The 20,081-nt window shown below is 56.8% G+C and carries 11 protein-coding genes, 2 tRNA genes, 3 rRNA genes and 1 pseudogene; 6 read left to right on the top strand and 11 right to left on the bottom strand.

Features of this window, described 5'->3' with window-relative positions:
* Nucleotides 1-51: 51 nt before the first annotated feature.
* From OSC50_RS21075 to aptA, 10 genes are all read right to left on the bottom strand, one after another.
* On the bottom strand, nucleotides 52-2,355 hold the full coding sequence (locus OSC50_RS21075) for a PqiB family protein (RefSeq protein WP_181079551.1): 2,304 nt from the start codon (nucleotides 2,353-2,355) through the stop codon (nucleotides 52-54).
* Complete coding sequence (locus tag OSC50_RS21080) at nucleotides 2,348-2,971, bottom strand: paraquat-inducible protein A (RefSeq protein WP_181079550.1); 624 nt, start codon at nucleotides 2,969-2,971, stop codon at nucleotides 2,348-2,350. The genes OSC50_RS21075 and OSC50_RS21080 overlap by 8 nt, the downstream gene beginning before the upstream one ends.
* Nucleotides 2,958-3,617 (bottom strand): paraquat-inducible protein A, encoded by a 660-nt coding sequence (locus OSC50_RS21085; protein WP_253510323.1) that lies wholly within the window; start codon nucleotides 3,615-3,617, stop codon nucleotides 2,958-2,960. Before OSC50_RS21085 ends, OSC50_RS21080 begins: the two co-directional genes overlap by 14 nt.
* 204 nt (nucleotides 3,618-3,821) lie before the next feature.
* Nucleotides 3,822-3,937: ribosomal RNA gene (rrf, locus tag OSC50_RS21090) — 5S ribosomal RNA — on the bottom strand.
* Between the two features lie 151 nt (nucleotides 3,938-4,088).
* Nucleotides 4,089-6,980, bottom strand: a 23S ribosomal RNA gene (locus OSC50_RS21095).
* A gap of 247 nt (nucleotides 6,981-7,227) precedes the next feature.
* A tRNA-Ala gene (locus OSC50_RS21100) sits at nucleotides 7,228-7,303 on the bottom strand.
* 30 nt (nucleotides 7,304-7,333) lie between these two features.
* Nucleotides 7,334-7,410, bottom strand: a tRNA-Ile gene (locus OSC50_RS21105).
* A gap of 82 nt (nucleotides 7,411-7,492) precedes the next feature.
* Nucleotides 7,493-9,029: ribosomal RNA gene (locus tag OSC50_RS21110) — 16S ribosomal RNA — on the bottom strand.
* The 16S, 23S and 5S rRNA genes sit together here with 2 tRNA genes alongside, the layout of an rRNA operon.
* A gap of 627 nt (nucleotides 9,030-9,656) precedes the next feature.
* On the bottom strand, nucleotides 9,657-11,150 hold the full coding sequence (locus OSC50_RS21115; RefSeq protein ID WP_181080832.1) for a CoA-acylating methylmalonate-semialdehyde dehydrogenase: 1,494 nt from the start codon (nucleotides 11,148-11,150) through the stop codon (nucleotides 9,657-9,659).
* A 39-nt stretch (nucleotides 11,151-11,189) separates the two neighbouring features.
* Nucleotides 11,190-12,539 carry an omega-aminotransferase AptA gene (gene aptA / locus OSC50_RS21120; protein WP_253510318.1) on the bottom strand — a complete coding sequence of 450 codons (1,350 nt, stop codon included), beginning with the start codon at nucleotides 12,537-12,539 and terminating at the stop codon, nucleotides 11,190-11,192.
* Between the two features lie 125 nt (nucleotides 12,540-12,664).
* Here aptA and OSC50_RS21125 point away from each other — a divergent pair, with 125 nt between their 5' ends.
* The 6 genes from OSC50_RS21125 (at nucleotide 12,665) to OSC50_RS21150 (ending at nucleotide 18,685) form a co-directional block, all read left to right on the top strand.
* Nucleotides 12,665-13,585, top strand: a complete 921-nt coding sequence (locus tag OSC50_RS21125; RefSeq protein WP_181080834.1) for a LysR family transcriptional regulator — start codon at nucleotides 12,665-12,667, stop codon at nucleotides 13,583-13,585.
* Between the two features lie 88 nt (nucleotides 13,586-13,673).
* On the top strand, nucleotides 13,674-15,068 hold the full coding sequence (locus OSC50_RS21130; RefSeq protein ID WP_266245814.1) for a uracil-xanthine permease family protein: 1,395 nt from the start codon (nucleotides 13,674-13,676) through the stop codon (nucleotides 15,066-15,068).
* A gap of 87 nt (nucleotides 15,069-15,155) precedes the next feature.
* Nucleotides 15,156-15,815: a TetR/AcrR family transcriptional regulator gene (locus OSC50_RS21135; RefSeq protein WP_181080836.1), complete on the top strand. Its 660-nt coding sequence runs from the start codon at nucleotides 15,156-15,158 to the stop codon at nucleotides 15,813-15,815.
* A gap of 12 nt (nucleotides 15,816-15,827) precedes the next feature.
* Entirely contained in the window at nucleotides 15,828-16,409 is a 582-nt protein-coding gene (locus OSC50_RS21140) for an IMPACT family protein (protein WP_253510311.1), read from the top strand.
* A gap of 57 nt (nucleotides 16,410-16,466) precedes the next feature.
* The gene (locus OSC50_RS21145; protein WP_266245810.1) at nucleotides 16,467-17,153 is read left to right on the top strand and encodes an SDR family oxidoreductase; all 687 of its coding nucleotides are present in this window, start codon (nucleotides 16,467-16,469) and stop codon (nucleotides 17,151-17,153) included.
* Between the two features lie 173 nt (nucleotides 17,154-17,326).
* Nucleotides 17,327-18,685, top strand: coding sequence for an 8-oxoguanine deaminase (locus tag OSC50_RS21150; protein WP_253510309.1), 1,359 nt, complete (start codon nucleotides 17,327-17,329; stop codon nucleotides 18,683-18,685).
* A gap of 33 nt (nucleotides 18,686-18,718) precedes the next feature.
* Here the strand turns inward: OSC50_RS21150 and OSC50_RS21155 are convergent.
* A pseudogene (locus OSC50_RS21155) lies at nucleotides 18,719-19,492 on the bottom strand (calcium:cation antiporter); the annotation flags it as partial.
* Nucleotides 19,493-20,081: the final 589 nt, after the last annotated feature.

The raw sequence follows: 20,081 nt of genomic DNA on the forward strand, positions 1-20,081 counted from the left end.
TTTGGTTTTTGCAATGATGTTGAGGGCCCCATCGGGGGCAAGCCCCCCGGTTTATCTGCCCAGTGGAATTTTAGGCGCCCAGGTCAGCCATTCGTCTTCAAATTTGTCGAACAGCGCAAAGGTTTGTTGCGGTCGCGCGGCGTTGCCCATGCGCTCGCCTTCCGGCGTCGCGAAGGCAATGCCGCCGGCAACCAGGGTCTCCAGGGATTCGGTGCGTACCGTTGCGCCTTTGAACAAGCCGAAGTCGAGGCCGAAACCGCTGGTGTTCCAGAAGCGGCTGCCGCTGCGCACAAGTGGCGCGTACTTGGGCTCGATCAGGATATGAATCAGCACACGGTCGGCGGTTTGCCCCAACTCGTAGCCGGTGACTTTGCCCACGGTGACCTCACGGTAGGTAACCGGCACGCCTTCCTTCAACGAACCACGACGCGCGGCGCTCAGCACCAAGCTCAGGCCGGCCTCTTGGTGGACGGCTTCCGGCGGCTGGTTCAGCGCGACGAAACTCTTCTGCGGGCCAGCATTTTTCGCTGCCGGTTGCACTTCGATGTACTGGCCGGTGACCAGGGTTTCGAGATTCGAGGTTTTCATCAGGCCCAGCTCAGGCTTGACCACCCAGAATTGGCTGCCGGCCCGCGCGATGCGATCCGCCACTTGGGTAATACGGGCGGTCAGCAGCACCGACTGCATATCGGCACTGAGGTCGACGTTCTCGATCTTGCCGACATCCAGGCCTTTGAAGCGCACAGGAGTTCCCGGACGAAGGCCGTCGGCACGGTCCACCTTGATGGTCACCAGGGTGCCATGTTGGTTGGCCGCTTCACGGTCGGCAAACAGGCGGAAACGAGGGATACGTTTTTTCAGCGGTACATTGGGCTGTGGCGTTTCGAATGCGATCCCGCCCGCCATCAGGCTGGCCAAGGATTCACTCTTGACCTGGATGCCACCGGTGAGACCGCCGGTCAGGGTCACGCCGCTGGCATTCCAGAACCGCGTCGAACCGTTGACCAGGTTTTCGTATTCCTTCTCGATGTGAACGCCGATCACCAGTTGCTTGTTCTTGCGCGAGAACTGGTAGCTCTGCACCGAACCGACCTTAACCTGCTTGTAAAGGATCGGGCTGCCGACATCCAGGGAGCCCAGGTTATCGGTGAACAACACCATGTGCAGACCTGGGGAACGCAGGTCCAGCGGTGGCGCTTTGGCGCGCGCGACAAACTCACGTTGCGGAGCACTGCCTTTATCGCCGGGGCGGATGGCGATGTAGTTACCTTTTACCAAGGCTTCCAGGCCGGTGATGCCGGCCAGAGAGATGGACGGCTTGACCACCCAGAATTGAGTGTCCTGTACCAGGTAGTCTTCCGCCAGGGGGTCGAGGGTCAACTCGGCGTTGGCGCTGGACAGATCCGGGTCGATCTTCAAGGTTTTAAGGCTACCGACCTGAATGCCTTTGTACATGACTGGAGTGCGGCCCGCTTGCAGGCCCTCGAAGTCGGTGAGCTTGACCTTGACCCGAATGCCGGCCGCGGCGGCGTCGAAATCTTCGTACAAACGGAACGGCAGACTTGGATCCGTGGGCGGGCTGTCCTTGCGATTCTCCGGAGTAGCGAACGCGATACCGCCGGCGACGATGCTGGAGAGCGATTCGCTGCGCACCTTCACACCGGAGAGATTAGCGTCGATGCTGATGCCGCTCGCATTCCAGAAGCGCGTGTGTTTGCGCACCAGGTGAGCGTAGGTCGGCTCGATATAAAGCTTGATCTCGACAGTGCTCTGGTCTTCGGACAGCAGGTAGCTTTTGACCTGACCAACCTGGATCTGTTTGTAGAACACTGGGCTGCCACGATTCAGCGAACCCAGACGGTCGGCTTTGACGGTCAGGTGCAGGCCGGGCTTGGCGTCCGATAAAGGTGGCTCTTCAGAGAGAGCCTTGAATTTACGCGTGGGTTCGCCATCGCCGGGGCTGGCGGCGATGTAATTGCCGGAGACCAGGGTTTCCAGGCCGGTGATACCGGCGAGGCTGACGCTTGGCTTGACCAGCCAGAAACGCGTATTGGTCTTGAGGTATTGCTCGACGTCCTTGCCCATCTCGATGGTGGCGATTACCCCGCGGTTGCTGCCTTCGTCGTCCAGCGCCAGGGCTTTGACCTTGCCCACGGGCATGCCTTTATAGACCACCTCGGTTTTGTTGACCTGGATGCCTTCGCCGCTTTCAAAGCGCACTTGAATCTCGATGCCCTGTTGCGAGTAGGCACGCCAGCCAAGCCAGCCGCCAATGATCAAGGCAATCAGGGGCAAGACCCAAATGGCCGACCAATTGGAGGCGGGGCGGGTTTTAGCTTTAGGCAAGTCACTCATGGTCGTCGTCCGACTCCGTGTTATCCCAAATCAGTCGGGGATCGAAAGTTACAGCGGCAAGCATCGTCAAGATCACCACACTGGCGAACGCTGCAGCGCCGAGGTTGGCCTCGACGCTGGCAAGTCGTCCAAAGTTAACGACCGCCACCAGAATGGCGATCACGAAGATATCCAACATGGACCAACGTCCAATGAATTCGATAAAACGGTACATCACGATACGTTGTTGTGCGGAGAGCGGCTGATGACGCTGCACCGAAAACAGGAGCAGCCCAATGCCCACGAGCTTAAAAGTCGGCACCAGGATACTGGCGATGAACACCACGGCGGCGATGGGAAACATACCGTGCTGCACCAACTGGATCACACCGGCCATGATAGTGCTGGGTTCTCCCTGGCCGAGTGAGTTGACCGTCATGATCGGCAATACATTGGCGGGGATATACAGAATCGCAGCGGTAATCAGCAACGCCCAGGTACGCACAAGGCTGTCAGGGCGGCGTGCATGGATCAGCGCACCACAACGAGTGCAGGTTTGCTCATCAGTATCAGGCTCTTGCCTGTTCAACTCATGGCATTCGGTACATATCAGAATGCCCGCATCAATCGCCCGCATGATCATCCTCTCCTGACAGCGCTTGCCAGATCTGGTGGGGCGACATCACTACCTCAAGCAGGACTTGAACCATTAATAAACTGATAAAGCAGAACAGGCCCAAGCCGATCGTGATGGAGGCCATGTCTGCGAGCTTTACGATCGCTACGAGCACCCCCATCAAATAGACTTCCAGCATTCCCCAATCCTTCATATGGTGGTAGATGCGGTACAGCAGTAACCCGTAACTGCGGCCGATGTTCCAACGAACACTCAGCAACACCAACAATTGGCATAGCAGCTTGAGCAAGGGGATGCCCATGCTGCACAGGAACACCACGATGGACACGCCTTGCATACCGGTGTCGAACAAACCAACAACGCCGCTCCATACGGTATCTTCCGAGGATTGCCCGAGTAGATTGAGCTGCATGATGGGTAGAAAGTTCGCGGGTATGTATAGCAACAAAGCGGCTAGTACCAACGCCAGGCTTCGTTCAATCACGTTGTGGCGGTGAGCGTAGAGCTCATAACCGCAGCGCGGACATTGGGCCTTTTCTCCAAGGGCGAGCTCTGGCTTGCGCATCAGCAGGTCGCACTCATGGCATGCCACCAGATCGTCCAGCGGTAAGTCCGATACCTCAAGGGCATCAACTGGATCGGGCATAGGTAGGGCTCTGACTCTAAAAAAGGTTAGGTGCCTATTCTAATGATCTGGTTCAGAAATAACTGTGCAAATTTGTCGGGCGGCTTGACGAGGCGTGTGCAGGCGCAATGGCTGATAACAGTACTCGCGCTGATACCGGTGGCGCTTTTCGAGCGCCCAAAACAAAACCCCAACTGCTCACGCAATTGGGGTTTCGGAATTTAATCTTGACGATGACCTACTCTCACATGGGGAAACCCCACACTACCATCGGCGATGCATCGTTTCACTGCTGAGTTCGGGATGGGATCAGGTGGTTCCAATGCTCTATGGTCGTCAAGAAATTCGGGTACTGAGTCGCGGCCAGATGGCCTCGCTTCAGCAAATTGGGTATGTGACAGCTGTCGGTGTTTTGTGAGCGTCGAACTTTCGGTTCATTGCGTCTTCACACACCGCAATCTGGCCTTTCGACTCAAATTGCTTGGGTGTTATATGGTCAAGCCTCACGGGCAATTAGTATTGGTTAGCTCAACGCCTCACAGCGCTTACACACCCAACCTATCAACGTCGTAGTCTTCGACGGCCCTTCAGGGAACTCAAGGTTCCAGTGAGATCTCATCTTGAGGCTAGTTTCCCGCTTAGATGCTTTCAGCGGTTATCTATTCCGAACATAGCTACCCGGCAATGCCACTGGCGTGACAACCGGAACACCAGAGGTTCGTCCACTCCGGTCCTCTCGTACTAGGAGCAGCCCCTCTCAAATCTCAAACGTCCACGGCAGATAGGGACCGAACTGTCTCACGACGTTCTAAACCCAGCTCGCGTACCACTTTAAATGGCGAACAGCCATACCCTTGGGACCGGCTTCAGCCCCAGGATGTGATGAGCCGACATCGAGGTGCCAAACACCGCCGTCGATATGAACTCTTGGGCGGTATCAGCCTGTTATCCCCGGAGTACCTTTTATCCGTTGAGCGATGGCCCTTCCATACAGAACCACCGGATCACTAAGACCTACTTTCGTACCTGCTCGACGTGTCTGTCTCGCAGTCAAGCGCGCTTTTGCCTTTATACTCTACGACCGATTTCCGACCGGTCTGAGCGCACCTTCGTACTCCTCCGTTACTCTTTAGGAGGAGACCGCCCCAGTCAAACTACCCACCATACACTGTCCTCGATCCGGATAACGGACCTGAGTTAGAACCTCAAAGTTGCCAGGGTGGTATTTCAAGGATGGCTCCACGCAGACTGGCGTCCACGCTTCAAAGCCTCCCACCTATCCTACACAAGCAAATTCAAAGTCCAGTGCAAAGCTATAGTAAAGGTTCACGGGGTCTTTCCGTCTAGCCGCGGATACACTGCATCTTCACAGCGATTTCAATTTCACTGAGTCTCGGGTGGAGACAGCGCCGCCATCGTTACGCCATTCGTGCAGGTCGGAACTTACCCGACAAGGAATTTCGCTACCTTAGGACCGTTATAGTTACGGCCGCCGTTTACCGGGGCTTCGATCAAGAGCTTCGCGTTAGCTAACCCCATCAATTAACCTTCCGGCACCGGGCAGGCGTCACACCCTATACGTCCACTTTCGTGTTTGCAGAGTGCTGTGTTTTTAATAAACAGTCGCAGCGGCCTGGTATCTTCGACCGGCATGAGCTTACGGAGCAAGTCCTTCACCCTCACCGGCGCACCTTCTCCCGAAGTTACGGTGCCATTTTGCCTAGTTCCTTCACCCGAGTTCTCTCAAGCGCCTTGGTATTCTCTACCCAACCACCTGTGTCGGTTTGGGGTACGGTTCCTGGTTACCTGAAGCTTAGAAGCTTTTCTTGGAAGCATGGCATCAACCACTTCGTCATCTAAAAGATGACTCGTCATCAGCTCTCGGCCTTAAGATCCCGGATTTACCTAAGATCTCAGCCTACCACCTTAAACTTGGACAACCAACGCCAAGCTGGCCTAGCCTTCTCCGTCCCTCCATCGCAATAACCAGAAGTACAGGAATATTAACCTGTTTTCCATCGACTACGCTTTTCAGCCTCGCCTTAGGGACCGACTAACCCTGCGTCGATTAACGTTGCGCAGGAAACCTTGGTCTTTCGGCGTGGGTGTTTTTCACACCCATTGTCGTTACTCATGTCAGCATTCGCACTTCTGATACCTCCAGCAAGCTTCTCAACTCACCTTCACAGGCTTACAGAACGCTCCTCTACCGCATCACTTACGTGATACCCGTAGCTTCGGTGTATGGTTTGAGCCCCGTTACATCTTCCGCGCAGGCCGACTCGACTAGTGAGCTATTACGCTTTCTTTAAAGGGTGGCTGCTTCTAAGCCAACCTCCTAGCTGTCTAAGCCTTCCCACATCGTTTCCCACTTAACCATAACTTTGGGACCTTAGCTGACGGTCTGGGTTGTTTCCCTTTTCACGACGGACGTTAGCACCCGCCGTGTGTCTCCCATGCTCGGCACTTGTAGGTATTCGGAGTTTGCATCGGTTTGGTAAGTCGGGATGACCCCCTAGCCGAAACAGTGCTCTACCCCCTACAGTGATACATGAGGCGCTACCTAAATAGCTTTCGAGGAGAACCAGCTATCTCCGAGCTTGATTAGCCTTTCACTCCGATCCACAGGTCATCCGCTAACTTTTCAACGGTAGTCGGTTCGGTCCTCCAGTTAGTGTTACCCAACCTTCAACCTGCCCATGGATAGATCGCCCGGTTTCGGGTCTATTCCCAGCGACTAGACGCCCTATTAAGACTCGCTTTCGCTACGCCTCCCCTATTCGGTTAAGCTCGCCACTGAAAATAAGTCGCTGACCCATTATACAAAAGGTACGCAGTCACCCAACAAAGTGGGCTCCCACTGCTTGTACGCATACGGTTTCAGGATCTATTTCACTCCCCTCTCCGGGGTTCTTTTCGCCTTTCCCTCACGGTACTAGTTCACTATCGGTCAGTCAGTAGTATTTAGCCTTGGAGGATGGTCCCCCCATATTCAGACAAAGTTTCTCGTGCTCCGTCCTACTCGATTTCATGACTAAGAGATTTTCGCGTACAGGGCTATCACCCACTATGGCCGCACTTTCCAGAGCGTTCCGCTAATCTCAAAGCCACTTAAGGGCTAGTCCCCGTTCGCTCGCCACTACTAAGGGAATCTCGGTTGATTTCTTTTCCTCAGGGTACTTAGATGTTTCAGTTCCCCTGGTTCGCCTCTTGCACCTATGTATTCAGTACAAGATAACCATCTTATGATGGCTGGGTTCCCCCATTCAGACATCTCCGGATCAAAGTCTGTTTGCCGACTCCCCGAAGCTTTTCGCAGGCTACCACGTCTTTCATCGCCTCTGACTGCCAAGGCATCCACCGTATGCGCTTCTTCACTTGACCATATAACCCCAAGCAATCTGGTTATACTGTGAAGACGACATTCGCCGAAAATTCGAATTTCTCAATTAAGAGAACTCACAAATTTTACCTTAGCCTGATCCGTTACCAGTGAAAGTAACGTTCAGTCTATCTTTCTATCACATACCCAAATTTTTAAAGAACGAACTAGTCAAAGACTAGAAATCAACATTCACCATCGCAGCGATGGAATGCTCATTTCTAAGCTTTCAAACGTCAGAAGCAGTAGTGGTGGAGCCAAACGGGATCGAACCGTTGACCTCCTGCGTGCAAGGCAGGCGCTCTCCCAGCTGAGCTATGGCCCCGTATTTCTACAGGCGTTTCCCACACAAAATTGGTGGGTCTGGGCAGATTCGAACTGCCGACCTCACCCTTATCAGGGGTGCGCTCTAACCAACTGAGCTACAGACCCAATTTCGGGCTGCTTCTTATCGTCTTCTTCAATGAATCAAGCAATTCGTGTGGGAACTTATGGAGCAGCTGATGTCGTCGATTAAGGAGGTGATCCAGCCGCAGGTTCCCCTACGGCTACCTTGTTACGACTTCACCCCAGTCATGAATCACACCGTGGTAACCGTCCCCCCGAAGGTTAGACTAGCTACTTCTGGTGCAACCCACTCCCATGGTGTGACGGGCGGTGTGTACAAGGCCCGGGAACGTATTCACCGCGACATTCTGATTCGCGATTACTAGCGATTCCGACTTCACGCAGTCGAGTTGCAGACTGCGATCCGGACTACGATCGGTTTTATGGGATTAGCTCCACCTCGCGGCTTGGCAACCCTTTGTACCGACCATTGTAGCACGTGTGTAGCCCAGGCCGTAAGGGCCATGATGACTTGACGTCATCCCCACCTTCCTCCGGTTTGTCACCGGCAGTCTCCTTAGAGTGCCCACCATAACGTGCTGGTAACTAAGGACAAGGGTTGCGCTCGTTACGGGACTTAACCCAACATCTCACGACACGAGCTGACGACAGCCATGCAGCACCTGTCTCAATGTTCCCGAAGGCACCAATCTATCTCTAGAAAGTTCATTGGATGTCAAGGCCTGGTAAGGTTCTTCGCGTTGCTTCGAATTAAACCACATGCTCCACCGCTTGTGCGGGCCCCCGTCAATTCATTTGAGTTTTAACCTTGCGGCCGTACTCCCCAGGCGGTCAACTTAATGCGTTAGCTGCGCCACTAAGAGCTCAAGGCTCCCAACGGCTAGTTGACATCGTTTACGGCGTGGACTACCAGGGTATCTAATCCTGTTTGCTCCCCACGCTTTCGCACCTCAGTGTCAGTATCAGTCCAGGTGGTCGCCTTCGCCACTGGTGTTCCTTCCTATATCTACGCATTTCACCGCTACACAGGAAATTCCACCACCCTCTACCATACTCTAGTCAGTCAGTTTTGAATGCAGTTCCCAGGTTGAGCCCGGGGATTTCACATCCAACTTAACAAACCACCTACGCGCGCTTTACGCCCAGTAATTCCGATTAACGCTTGCACCCTCTGTATTACCGCGGCTGCTGGCACAGAGTTAGCCGGTGCTTATTCTGTCGGTAACGTCAAAACCATCACGTATTAGGTAATGGCCCTTCCTCCCAACTTAAAGTGCTTTACAATCCGAAGACCTTCTTCACACACGCGGCATGGCTGGATCAGGCTTTCGCCCATTGTCCAATATTCCCCACTGCTGCCTCCCGTAGGAGTCTGGACCGTGTCTCAGTTCCAGTGTGACTGATCATCCTCTCAGACCAGTTACGGATCGTCGCCTTGGTGAGCCATTACCCCACCAACTAGCTAATCCGACCTAGGCTCATCTGATAGCGCAAGGCCCGAAGGTCCCCTGCTTTCTCCCGTAGGACGTATGCGGTATTAGCGTCCGTTTCCGGACGTTATCCCCCACTACCAGGCAGATTCCTAGGCATTACTCACCCGTCCGCCGCTCTCAAGAGAAGCAAGCTTCTCTCTACCGCTCGACTTGCATGTGTTAGGCCTGCCGCCAGCGTTCAATCTGAGCCATGATCAAACTCTTCAGTTCAAACATCTTTGGGTTTTTAAGAAACCCTAAACTTGGCTCAGCAATCGTTGGTTACATCTTTGATTTCTCGCGGAGTAACTTGTGATGCTGATAATCTTGTTGACTATCAGTCTGACTCCACAAGCACCCACACGAATTGCTTGATTCAGTTGTTAAAGAGCGGTTGGTTAAGATCTTTCGTCTCAACCGAGGCGCGCATTCTACAGCAGCCTCATTTGCTGTCAAGTGATTATTTTCAGAAGTTTTCGAAGATTTCTTCAACAACTTCAACCACTTGCGCTTCCGATCTCTCGTTAGCGGGAGGCGAATTCTACAGCGTTACACGCTGCTGTCAACACCTCTTTTTCTCCGCTTTCGACCGAGAAGATCGAAACGTTAATAGAGCCAAACAACCTTGCCCTACCAACTCCTTCTGAGCTCCGATGAACTGAAGCGATCCGCTGTCGAATTCTGCGTAACTCTTTGTTTACCAAGGAGTTTTCCGTTTCGACTGCGCCGGAAGTGGGGCGAATTATAGACTTCTGGAATCTGCCGTCAACCCCTATTTTCCCAATTCTGTCATATCGACCTAAATGCACCCAAAAATACAAAAGCCGGTCCTACGAACCGGCTTTTCGCTACAGCGTCTTACAGGCTAGGGAAAGCAAACTGCGACGCTTCATGACTGGCCCGCTGCGGCCAACGCTGGGTAATCGCCTTGCGACGAGTGTAAAAACGCACACCATCGGGCCCATACGCATGCAAGTCGCCAAACAATGAGCGCTTCCAGCCACCAAAGCTGTGATAGGCCACCGGCACCGGCAATGGAACGTTCACACCCACCATGCCCACTTCGATTTCGTCACAGAACAGACGCGCCGCCTCACCATCGCGGGTGAAGATACAGGTGCCATTGCCGTACTCGTGATCATTGATCAGCTGCATCGCCGCTTCCAGGCTGTCCACCCGTACCACGCACAGCACCGGCCCAAAAATCTCTTCTTTATAGATACGCATCTCAGGGGTCACGCGATCAAACAGGCTGCCGCCCAGGAAAAATCCCTGTTCATGCCCGGCAACACTTAGCCCGCGGCCATCGACCACCAACTCGGCCCCGGCTGCCACACCGTCTTCTATATAGCCGCTGACCTTGTCCCGCGCCTGACCAGTGACCAATGGCCCCATATCCAGGCCGCAGGAGGTCCCCGCACCAATCTTCAAAGCCTTGACCTGCGGCACCAGCTTGGCAATGAGTGCATCGGCGACCTGGTCACCCACGCACACCGCGACCGAAATCGCCATGCAACGCTCACCGCAGGAACCATAGGCAGCGCCCATCAAAGCACTGACCGCATTATCCAGATCCGCGTCAGGCATCAACACCGCGTGGTTCTTCGCTCCGCCCAGCGCCTGTACGCGTTTGCCGCGCTTGGTCGCTTCGCAATAGATGTACTCGGCAATCGGCGTCGACCCTACAAAGCTCAGCGCTTTAACTTCAGGCGCCTCGATCAACGCATCCACCGCCCCCTTGTCTCCGTGTACCACGCTGAGGACGCCTCTAGGCAGACCGGCTTCCTGCAACAGTTGCGCGATCAGCAGCGTCGAGCTTGGATCGCGCTCCGAAGGCTTGAGAATGAAACAGTTGCCGCAGACGATCGCCAGCGGGTACATCCACAGAGGCACCATCGCGGGGAAGTTGAACGGCGTGATACCCGCCACCACGCCCAACGGCTGAAAGTCCGACCACGCATCAATGTTCGGACCAACGTTACGGCTGTATTCCCCCTTGAGAATCTCCGGCGCCGAGCACGCGTACTCCACGTTCTCGATCCCGCGCTTGAGCTCACCGGCGGCATCTTCCAACGTCTTGCCATGTTCCTCGCTGATCAATTGCGAGATACGGGCCTCGTTCTGTTCCAGCAACTGCTTGAAACGAAACATCACCTGGGCGCGCTTGGCCGCCGGTGTATTACGCCAAGCCGGGAACGCCGCCTTGGCAGCGTCGATGGCACGCTGGATGGTTTCACGACTGGCCAAAGGCACTTGGTGAATCACCTGACCGGTGGACGGGTTGTATACGTCGGCACTGCGACCGTTGTCGTTGACCAACTCGCCGTTGATCAAGTGCTGGATAAGGCTCATGCAGGGCTCCTGAAAAAGTGTTCTATATAGAAGGAAAAATCAGTCGATTTTGTTCAGCACGTCGCCGACCGCATCGAACAGGCGATCCAGATCCTGCGGCTTACTGTTGAAGGTTGGTCCGAACTGCAGGGTGTCCCCGCCAAAACGCACATAAAACCCGGCTTTCCACAGGGCCATGCCGGCCTCAAATGGGCGCACGATGGCGTCACCGTCACGCGGGGCGATCTGGATCGCACCCGCCAGGCCATAGTTGCGAATATCGATCACATTCTTGCTGCCCTTCAAACCGTGCAGTGCATTCTCAAAGTGCGGAGCCACTTCGGCGACGCTCTGCACCAGATTTTCCTTCTGCAGCAGGTCCAAAGCGGCCAGACCCGCCGCACAGGCAACCGGGTGCGCCGAGTAGGTGTAGCCATGCGGGAATTCCACCGCATACTCCGGCGTCGCCTGGTTCATGAAGGTGTGATAGATCTCGCTGCTGGCAATTACCGCCCCCATCGGGATCGCGCCGTTAGTGACCTGCTTGGCGATGCACATCAAATCCGGCGTCACCCCGAAGCTGTCGGCGCCGAACATCGAACCCGTGCGACCGAAACCGGTGATCACCTCATCAAACACCAACAGGATGTTGTGCTGGTCGCAAATCTCACGCAGACGCTTAAGATAGCCCTGCGGCGGCACCAGCACGCCCGCCGAACCCGCCATCGGCTCGACAAACACCGCGGCGATATTCGACGCATCATGCAGTTCGATCAACTTGAGCAGCTCATCGGCCAAGGCGATGCCACCCTGCTCCGGCATGCCTCGAGAAAACGCATTGCTCGCCAGCAAGGTGTGGGGCAGGTGATCCACATCCATCAGCCCCTGACCAAACAGCTTTCGGTTGCCGTTTACACCACCGAGGCTGGTGCCGGCGATGTTTACACCGTGATAGCCACGCGCACGACCAATCATCTTGGTCTTGGTGGCCTGACCTTTGAGGCGCCAGTACGCACGCACCATTTTCACCGCGGTGTCGGCGCACTCAGAACCGGAGTCAGTGAAGAACACATGATTAAGGTTGCCGGGTGTCAGGTCGGTGATCTTTTCCGCCAGTTGGAAGGACAGCGGATGACCGTACTGAAAGCCAGGCGAGTAGTCCAAGGTGCCCAACTGCCTGGCCACCGCCTCCTGGATTTCCTTGCGCGTGTGCCCGGCGCCACAGGTCCAAAGACCCGACAGCGAGTCATAAACCTTGCGCCCTTTGTCATCCGTCAGCCAACTGCCCTCGGCCGCGACGATCAAACGTGGATCGCGCTGAAAATTGCGGTTGGCGGTGTACGGCATCCAATGCGCATCCAATTTCAGTTGGCTGGCCAGGGACGAAGGGGCGTTTTCGGGCATGTTCATCAGCAAAACCTCGCAGGGCAGAAGGCAGCGTCGGGATTGAAAAGCGTTCTTGCAGCTAAATTGACACGACGATAAAGTCGGTGAAATTCAACTCTTCTAACCTTCAGTCAGGGCGTCACTAAACTATGAGCATCCGTCGTCCCGACCCCCTGGCCCAAGTCAGCGACTTCGATATTCGTTTATTGCGCATCTTCCGCAGCGTGGTGGAATGCGGCGGGTTCTCTGCCGCCGAAACCGTGCTCGGCATCGGGCGCTCGGCCATCAGCCAACAAATGAGCGATCTCGAACAGCGACTGGGTCTAAGACTTTGCCAACGTGGCCGCGCGGGGTTCTCACTCACCGAAGAAGGTCGCGAGGTGTACCAGTGCGCCCTGCAATTGTTGAGCGCGCTGGAGAGTTTTCGCACCGAGGTCAATGGCTTGCACCAGCATTTGCGTGGCGAGTTGATCATCGGTCTGACCGACAACCTCGTCACCCTGCCCCACATGCGCATTACACATGCCTTGGCACAATTGAAAGAACGCGGGCCGGACGTGCAGATACAAATCCGCATGATCGCGCCCAACGAAGTGGAACAAGGCGTACTCGATGGCCGCCTGCATGTGGGCGTCGTGCCTCAGGCCAGCGCTCTGTCCGGCCTGGAATACCAGCCGCTCTACAGTGAACGTTCGCTGCTCTACTGCGCGGTGGGTCATCCGCTGTTCTATGCCGACGACAAGGCGCTGGACGACGCACGCATCGACAGCCAGGACGCCATTGCCCCGACCTTCCGCCTGCCCGCGGACATCCAGGCCCGCTATCAGGCGCTCAATTGCACCGCCAGCGCCTCGGACCGCGAAGGCATGGCATTCCTGATCCTCACCGGTCGCTACATCGGCTATTTGCCCGATCACTACGCCGGCCTCTGGGTGCAACAAGGCCGACTGCGCGCGCTGAAACCGACTACACGTTTTTACGATTTGAGCCTGGCATCGGTCACGCGCAAGGGCCGTCGCCCTCATTTGGTGCTGGAAAGCTTTCTCGATAGCCTGGCCGCAACGCGCTAATTCAGGCCCAGGCACAAAAGTTGAGCAGCTGGACAGCTTTTTGCAAGGGCATCAGGACCTGGAACCGTCCGCCTAGAGTTTGCCCGCCATGCCACCTGAATCTTCCACCCCCAGCGATCTGATCTACGGCCTCAACGATCGCCCGAAACCCGCCGCCGCCCTCTTGGCCGCTCTGCAACATGTGTTGGCCGCGTTTGTCGGAATCATTACCCCGCCGCTGATCATCGGCTCCACCCTCGGCCTTACTGCACATTTGCCCTACCTGATCAGCATGGCCTTGATGGTGTCCGGTGTAGGCACATTCATCCAGGCGCGTAGGCCATTTGGTATTGGCGCCGGAATGATCTGCCTGCAAGGCACCAGTTTTGCGTTTCTCGGCGCGGTGCTGTCAGCCGGTTTTCTGGTCAAACAACGCGGCGGCAGCCCGGAAGACATCATGGCGATGATCTTCGGTGTGTGTTTTTTCGGCGCAGCCGTGCAGATCGTCCTCAGCCGTTTCATTGGCCAGTTGCACCGCGTAATCACACCGCTGGTCACCGGCATCGTGATAACGCTGATCGGCATCAGCCTGATCAAAGTCGGCATTACCGACCTGGGCGGCGGCTTCAATGCCGCCGATTTCGGCGCTCCCACCAATCTGGCGCTGGGGCTGTTCGTGGTGCTGACGATCATTTTGCTCAATCGCTCGGACACGCCGTGGGTGCGCCTTTCGGCGATCATCATCGGCCTGGCCCTGGGGAGTCTGGCGGCCTGGTTTAGTGGCAAGCTGGTGCCTCAGTCCCTGCCGAATTTGCCTCTGGTCAGTTTGCCGATACCGTTTCGGTTTGGTTTCAACTTCGACTGGAGCGCTTTCCTACCGATTGCACTGATCTATCTGATCAGCAGCATCGAAACCGTCGGCGACCTGACCGCCAATTGCATGATCGCCCGCCAGCCCATCAGCGGCCCCTCCTATATAAGCCGACTCAAAGGCGGCGTGCTGGGCGACGGTGTGAGCTGCATGATCGCCGCGACCTTCAGCGCATTTCCCAACACCACCTTCGCGCAGAACAACGGCGTGATCCAACTCACCGGCGTCGCCAGCCGTTACGTCGGCTTATATATCGGTGGAGTGCTGTTTTGCCTCGGTCTGTTTCCGCTGATCGGGGCGGTGCTGCAGCAAATCCCCAAGCCGGTATTGGGCGGCGCGACCCTGGTGATGTTCGGCAGTGTCGCCGCCGCCGGCGTGCGTATCCTTGCGCAGGCGCCATTGGACAGACGCAGCATGCTGATCATCGCCACGTCATTCGGCGTCGGCCTGGGAATCGCCGCTCAACCGAACCTGCTGCACCTGATGCCCGCACTGATACAGAACCTGTTCGACTCCGCCATCACCAGCGGCGGCCTGACTGCGATTGTGCTGTGCCTGCTGCTGCCGGAAGCCAAACCCCCCGGTGCTGCCGCAAACCACGCAGTGGAAAGCGACACGCTGGAATCACTTTGACGGTTTTATTGCATCGGGACTTGTCTGGGGCTTGAGGGTGGGTTATCTGTGCACACGTCGTCTCTATCGATCAGCACGGTAATCTCCATGAGCCTCGAAGTTCCTGCCCACAGCAACCACGCCGGTAAGCCCGCCAGCCGCATTCGGCAAAAGAACGAACAAGCGATTCTGCAGGCTGCTGAAGATGAGTTCGCGCGTCATGGTTACAAGGGCACCAGCATGAATACCATTGCTGCCAGCGCCGGGCTGCCCAAGGCTAACTTGCATTACTACTTCACCAATAAGCTGGGCCTGTATATCGCGGTGCTCAGCAATATCCTCGAGCTGTGGGACAGTACCTTCAACGCCCTGACCGCCGAGGACGATCCCGCCGAAGCACTGACCCGCTATATCCGCACCAAAATGGAGTTTTCACGCCGCCAGCCCCAGGCCTCGCGGATCTTCGCCATGGAAATCATCAGCGGCGGCGAATGCCTCACCGAATATTTCAGCCAGGACTACCGCGCCTGGTTCAGCGGGCGCGCGGCGGTGTTCCAGGCGTGGATCGACGCCGGCAAAATGGACCCTGTCGACCCCGTCCACCTGATCTTCCTGCTGTGGGGCAGCACCCAGCACTACGCCGACTTCGCCACCCAGATCTGCCGTGTCACCGGGCGCACTCGCCTGACCAAACAAGACATGGACGACGCCGGCACCAACCTGATCCATATCATTCTCAAAGGCTGCGGCATCAAGCCGGCCCTCTAGACGAAGCAACCTATGCCTTTCACGCTCACCGGCCTTTGCGAGTTTCGTGAAGAGATACGCAAAAGCCGCTTTATAACCCTCGCCGCACCGATTACCAGCCCCCAGGACGCCCAGGCGTTTTTCGAGCAGCACAGTGTCCAAGACGCCACGCACAACTGCTGGGCCTGGAAACTGGGCGATCAGTACCGCAGCAACGACGATGGCGAACCTGGCGGCACGGCCGGCCGACCGATCCTGGCCGCCATCGAGGCGCAAGGCTTCGACCAGGTCGCGGTGCTGGTTATCCGTTGGTACGGCGGCATTCAACTGGGCACCGGAGGGCTCGCCCGTGCCTATGGCGGTGGCGCGAATAAATGCTTGCAAAACGCCGAGCGCATCGAGCTGATCAGCCGCGTGCCGTTGACCTGTGCCTGCGGTTTCTCCGAATTGAATCTGGTCAAACTGCGTGTGGCCGAACTGGGCGGGCTGGTGGTGGAAGAAACCTTCACCGCCAATGGCGTCGAACTGCAACTGGCCCTGGGCGAGGCGCAGATCGAAACCCTGCAGACCCAACTCGCCGACTTGAGCCGTGGCCGCATCCTCCTGCAACGCTGAAACTGCTACTGTTGTGCGCTGAAACTCCCTGAACCGCGATTTCATAGGAAGCCTTTCATGTCTACGTCAAAAACCGCATTGATCATCGGCGCCTCCCGTGGGCTGGGCCTCGGCCTGGTCAAGCAACTGCTCCAGGACGGTTGGGACGTGACCGCCACCGTGCGCGATCCGAACAAGGCCGATGCGCTGAAAGCCGTTGGTCCGGTGCAGATCGAGACACTCGACATGGACGATCAGCAAGCCGTAATCGCCCTGAATCAGCGGCTCAAGGACCGCACCTTCGATCTGCTGTTCGTCAATGCCGGCGTCAAAGGCCCGGATAACCAGGAACCCGGCCACGCCACCCTCGCCGAAGTCGGCAAGTTGTTCTTCACCAACGCCGTAGCGCCGATCAACCTGGCCCAGCGTTTTGTCGGGCAAATCCGCAAAGACAGTGGCGTGTTGGCGTTCATGAGTTCGGTGCTGGGCAGCGTCACCATTGCCGACGGCTCCGACATGGCGCTGTACAAGGCCAGCAAGGCCGCGCTCAACTCCATGACCAACAGCTTCATCACCCAACTGGGCGACCATCGGCTCACCGTGCTGTCAATGCACCCGGGCTGGGTGAAAACCGACATGGGCGGCGAAAACGCACACATCGATGTCGACACCAGCGTGCGCGGCCTGGTGGATCAAGTGAACGCCTTCAGCGGCAAGGGTGGCCATCACTTTGTGGACTACAAAGGCGACACCATTGCCTGGTGAGCATTAAGGAAGTACATGTGGGAGGGGGTTGTCCTTCCCACACGAATCAATCCACTTTCCTACAAACCGAACTCCACGTAATCTAGCGCCTCGCCCCACCGGCGACCCTGGATCAGCAGACAGGGCAACACTGAGCTGGCAAACCTGAACCCATCATTCAGAGGAGCCGGCCAATGCCTGCGACCCGTATCTGGTTAAAAAACCCCCTCGCGATTTTCACCGCCAATGGTCTCGATGCCCGTGGCGGCCTGGTGGTGCAAGACGGCGTAATCGTCCAAGTGCTGGCACTCGGCCAAGTACCTGCGCAGCCTTGTTCACCGGTATTCGACGCCCATGAGCATGTGGTCCTGCCCGGTCTGATCAACACCCATCATCACTTCTACCAGACCCTCACCCGCGCCTGGGCGCCCGTGGTCAATCAGCCCTTGTTTCCGTGGCTGAAAACCCTCTACCCGGTCTGGGCGCGGCTGACCCCGGCAAGGCTCGCCCTGGCCACGAAAGTGGCGTTGGCCGAACTGTTGCTCTCCGGCTGCACCACGGCGGCCGACCACCACTACCTGTTCCCCGACGGCCTGGAACATGCTATCGACGTGCAAGTGGACAGCGTGCGCGAACTGGGCATGCGCGCGATGCTCACGCGCGGTTCCATGAGCCTGGGCGAGGCCGATGGCGGCCTGCCACCGCAGCAGACCGTGCAACAAGGCCAGGTGATCCTGGACGACAGCCAGCGCCTGATCCGCGCCTACCATCAACGCGGCGACGGCGCACAGATCCAGATTGCCCTGGCACCTTGCTCGCCGTTTTCAGTCACGCCGCACATCATGCGCGCCAGCGCCGACCTGGCCACTCAACTGGATGTGCGCCTGCACACTCACCTGGCCGAAACCCTCGACGAAGAAGATTTTTGCCTGCAACGTTTCGGCCTGCGCACGGTGGATTACCTCGACAGCGTCGGCTGGCTCGGCCCACGCACCTGGCTGGCCCACGGCATTCATTTCAACCCGGATGAAATTGCACGCCTGGGGCAGGCCGGCACCGGGATCTGTCATTGCCCAAGTTCCAATATGCGCCTGGCCTCGGGCATCTGCCCGACCCTGGACCTGATCGCCGCCGGTGCGCCGATCGGCCTGGGCGTGGACGGCTCGGCCTCCAACGATGCGTCGAACATGATCCTCGAGGCGCGCCAAGCCCTGTATATCCAGCGCCTGCGTTATGGCGCGCAGCACATCACCCCCGAAGGCGTGCTCGGCTGGGCCACCAAAGGCTCGGCACAGTTGTTGGGCCGTACGGATATCGGCGAATTGGCCGTCGGCAAACAGGCCGACCTGGCGCTGTTCAAGCTCGACGAGCTGCGCTTTTCCGGCAGCCATGACCCGATTTCGGCGCTGCTGCTGTGCGGCGCCGACCGAGCGGACCGGGTGATGATCGGCGGAAAATGGCGAGTCATCGACGGACAGGTGGAAGGCCTGGATTTGAAAGGCCTGATCGCCGATCACACCCAGGCGGCGCGAGCGTTGATCGCCGGAACCTGATCCAGCCCCCTCGCCTGCGGGGTTCGGCGCAGCTTACAGGCCCAGCAGCGACAACATGATAAAGGTCGCAAACAGCACAAAGTGGGTCATCCCTTCGATGGCATTCGTCTCGCCATCGTTGAGGTTGATCGCACTGACGATCAACGTGATAAACACCATCACGGTTTGCACGGGGGTCATTGCCATCTGGAACGGTTGGCCGGTGTAGAGCGCCATGGCCTCCATCACCGGCACAGTCAGGATCACCGTCGACAACGAGGCGCCCAACGCGATGTTAACCACCGACTGCATTCGGTTGGCCAAGGCGGCGCGCAAGGCCGTCAGGATTTCCGGCGCTGCCGAAATGGCCGCCACCACAATCGCCGTCACCACCGGCGGCGCGCCGGTGCCTTCAAGGCCAAGGTCGAGGGTCTTGGACATCACCTCCGCCAACGCACCGATCACCACCACGCCAAACACCAAAGTACCAATGGAAAACGCCAGGCTGACCGGCGCCGCTTCCTCTTGCGTCGGCAACTTCTTACGGCGTTTTTCCGGGTAGCTGTAGCTGAAGAAATAACTGTGCGGCCCCACCTGCATCCTCAGGAACAAGGTGTACAGCACGACCATCGCGCCGATGGTGAACGCTGAGTAAATTTTCCAGTCGCCCTCGGGGATAAATTCCGGCACGACCATCGATACACCCATGGCAGTGAGGATCATCACACTGTAGGTGCGCGCCGAATCGTCGTTGTAGGACTGTTCGCCATGTTTGATCCCGCCCATCAGCGCGGCCAGACCCAGGATGCCGTTGATGTCGAGCAAAATTCTTTTCTAGACACATGAATTCATCTAGAAGGTGTAACCCTATACGAATCAGCAGCTTAGAAAACGATTTTGACACCTAAAACTTGACACCCATTTCCATGTGCTTCGGATACCCCAGACGGAAAAAACGCTGAATTCATCGACACTCCACCACCTCCCATAGGCTGAGAACGGAAGAGAGATCTCACAATGATCGATATGAGTTCATCGGGGCCAGGTTGCCCATCACCTCGAATTGACGGGTGGGAAGCCCTAGCGCACCATCCATCGCCTTTGCCCCCTCCCCCCCACAAATCACCAATCTCAAGGGTGGACAGCAGGCGCATATCGCAGTGTTGTCTGCGGCGAGGCGCGGGATGTCCAGTCACACCTGAAAAAAATCACGGTTGCGCTGGACGTGATTCAAGCCGATTCGGAGCCTAACATTAGACTCGATACCACAAGCTAGGGGCCGAACACCAACCGAACTAAATATATGCGGAGGTAGTGCTTGTACTCCGTAGAACACGGCGACGAGATAAATCGATAATTGATTCAAACGCTAAGTCAATATTGCTTTAATTAATGCCCCGCCAGCAGTCCCGGCAAA

The sequence above is a fragment of the Pseudomonas quebecensis genome (genome assembly GCF_026410085.1).
Taxonomy (GTDB): domain Bacteria; phylum Pseudomonadota; class Gammaproteobacteria; order Pseudomonadales; family Pseudomonadaceae; genus Aquipseudomonas; species Aquipseudomonas quebecensis.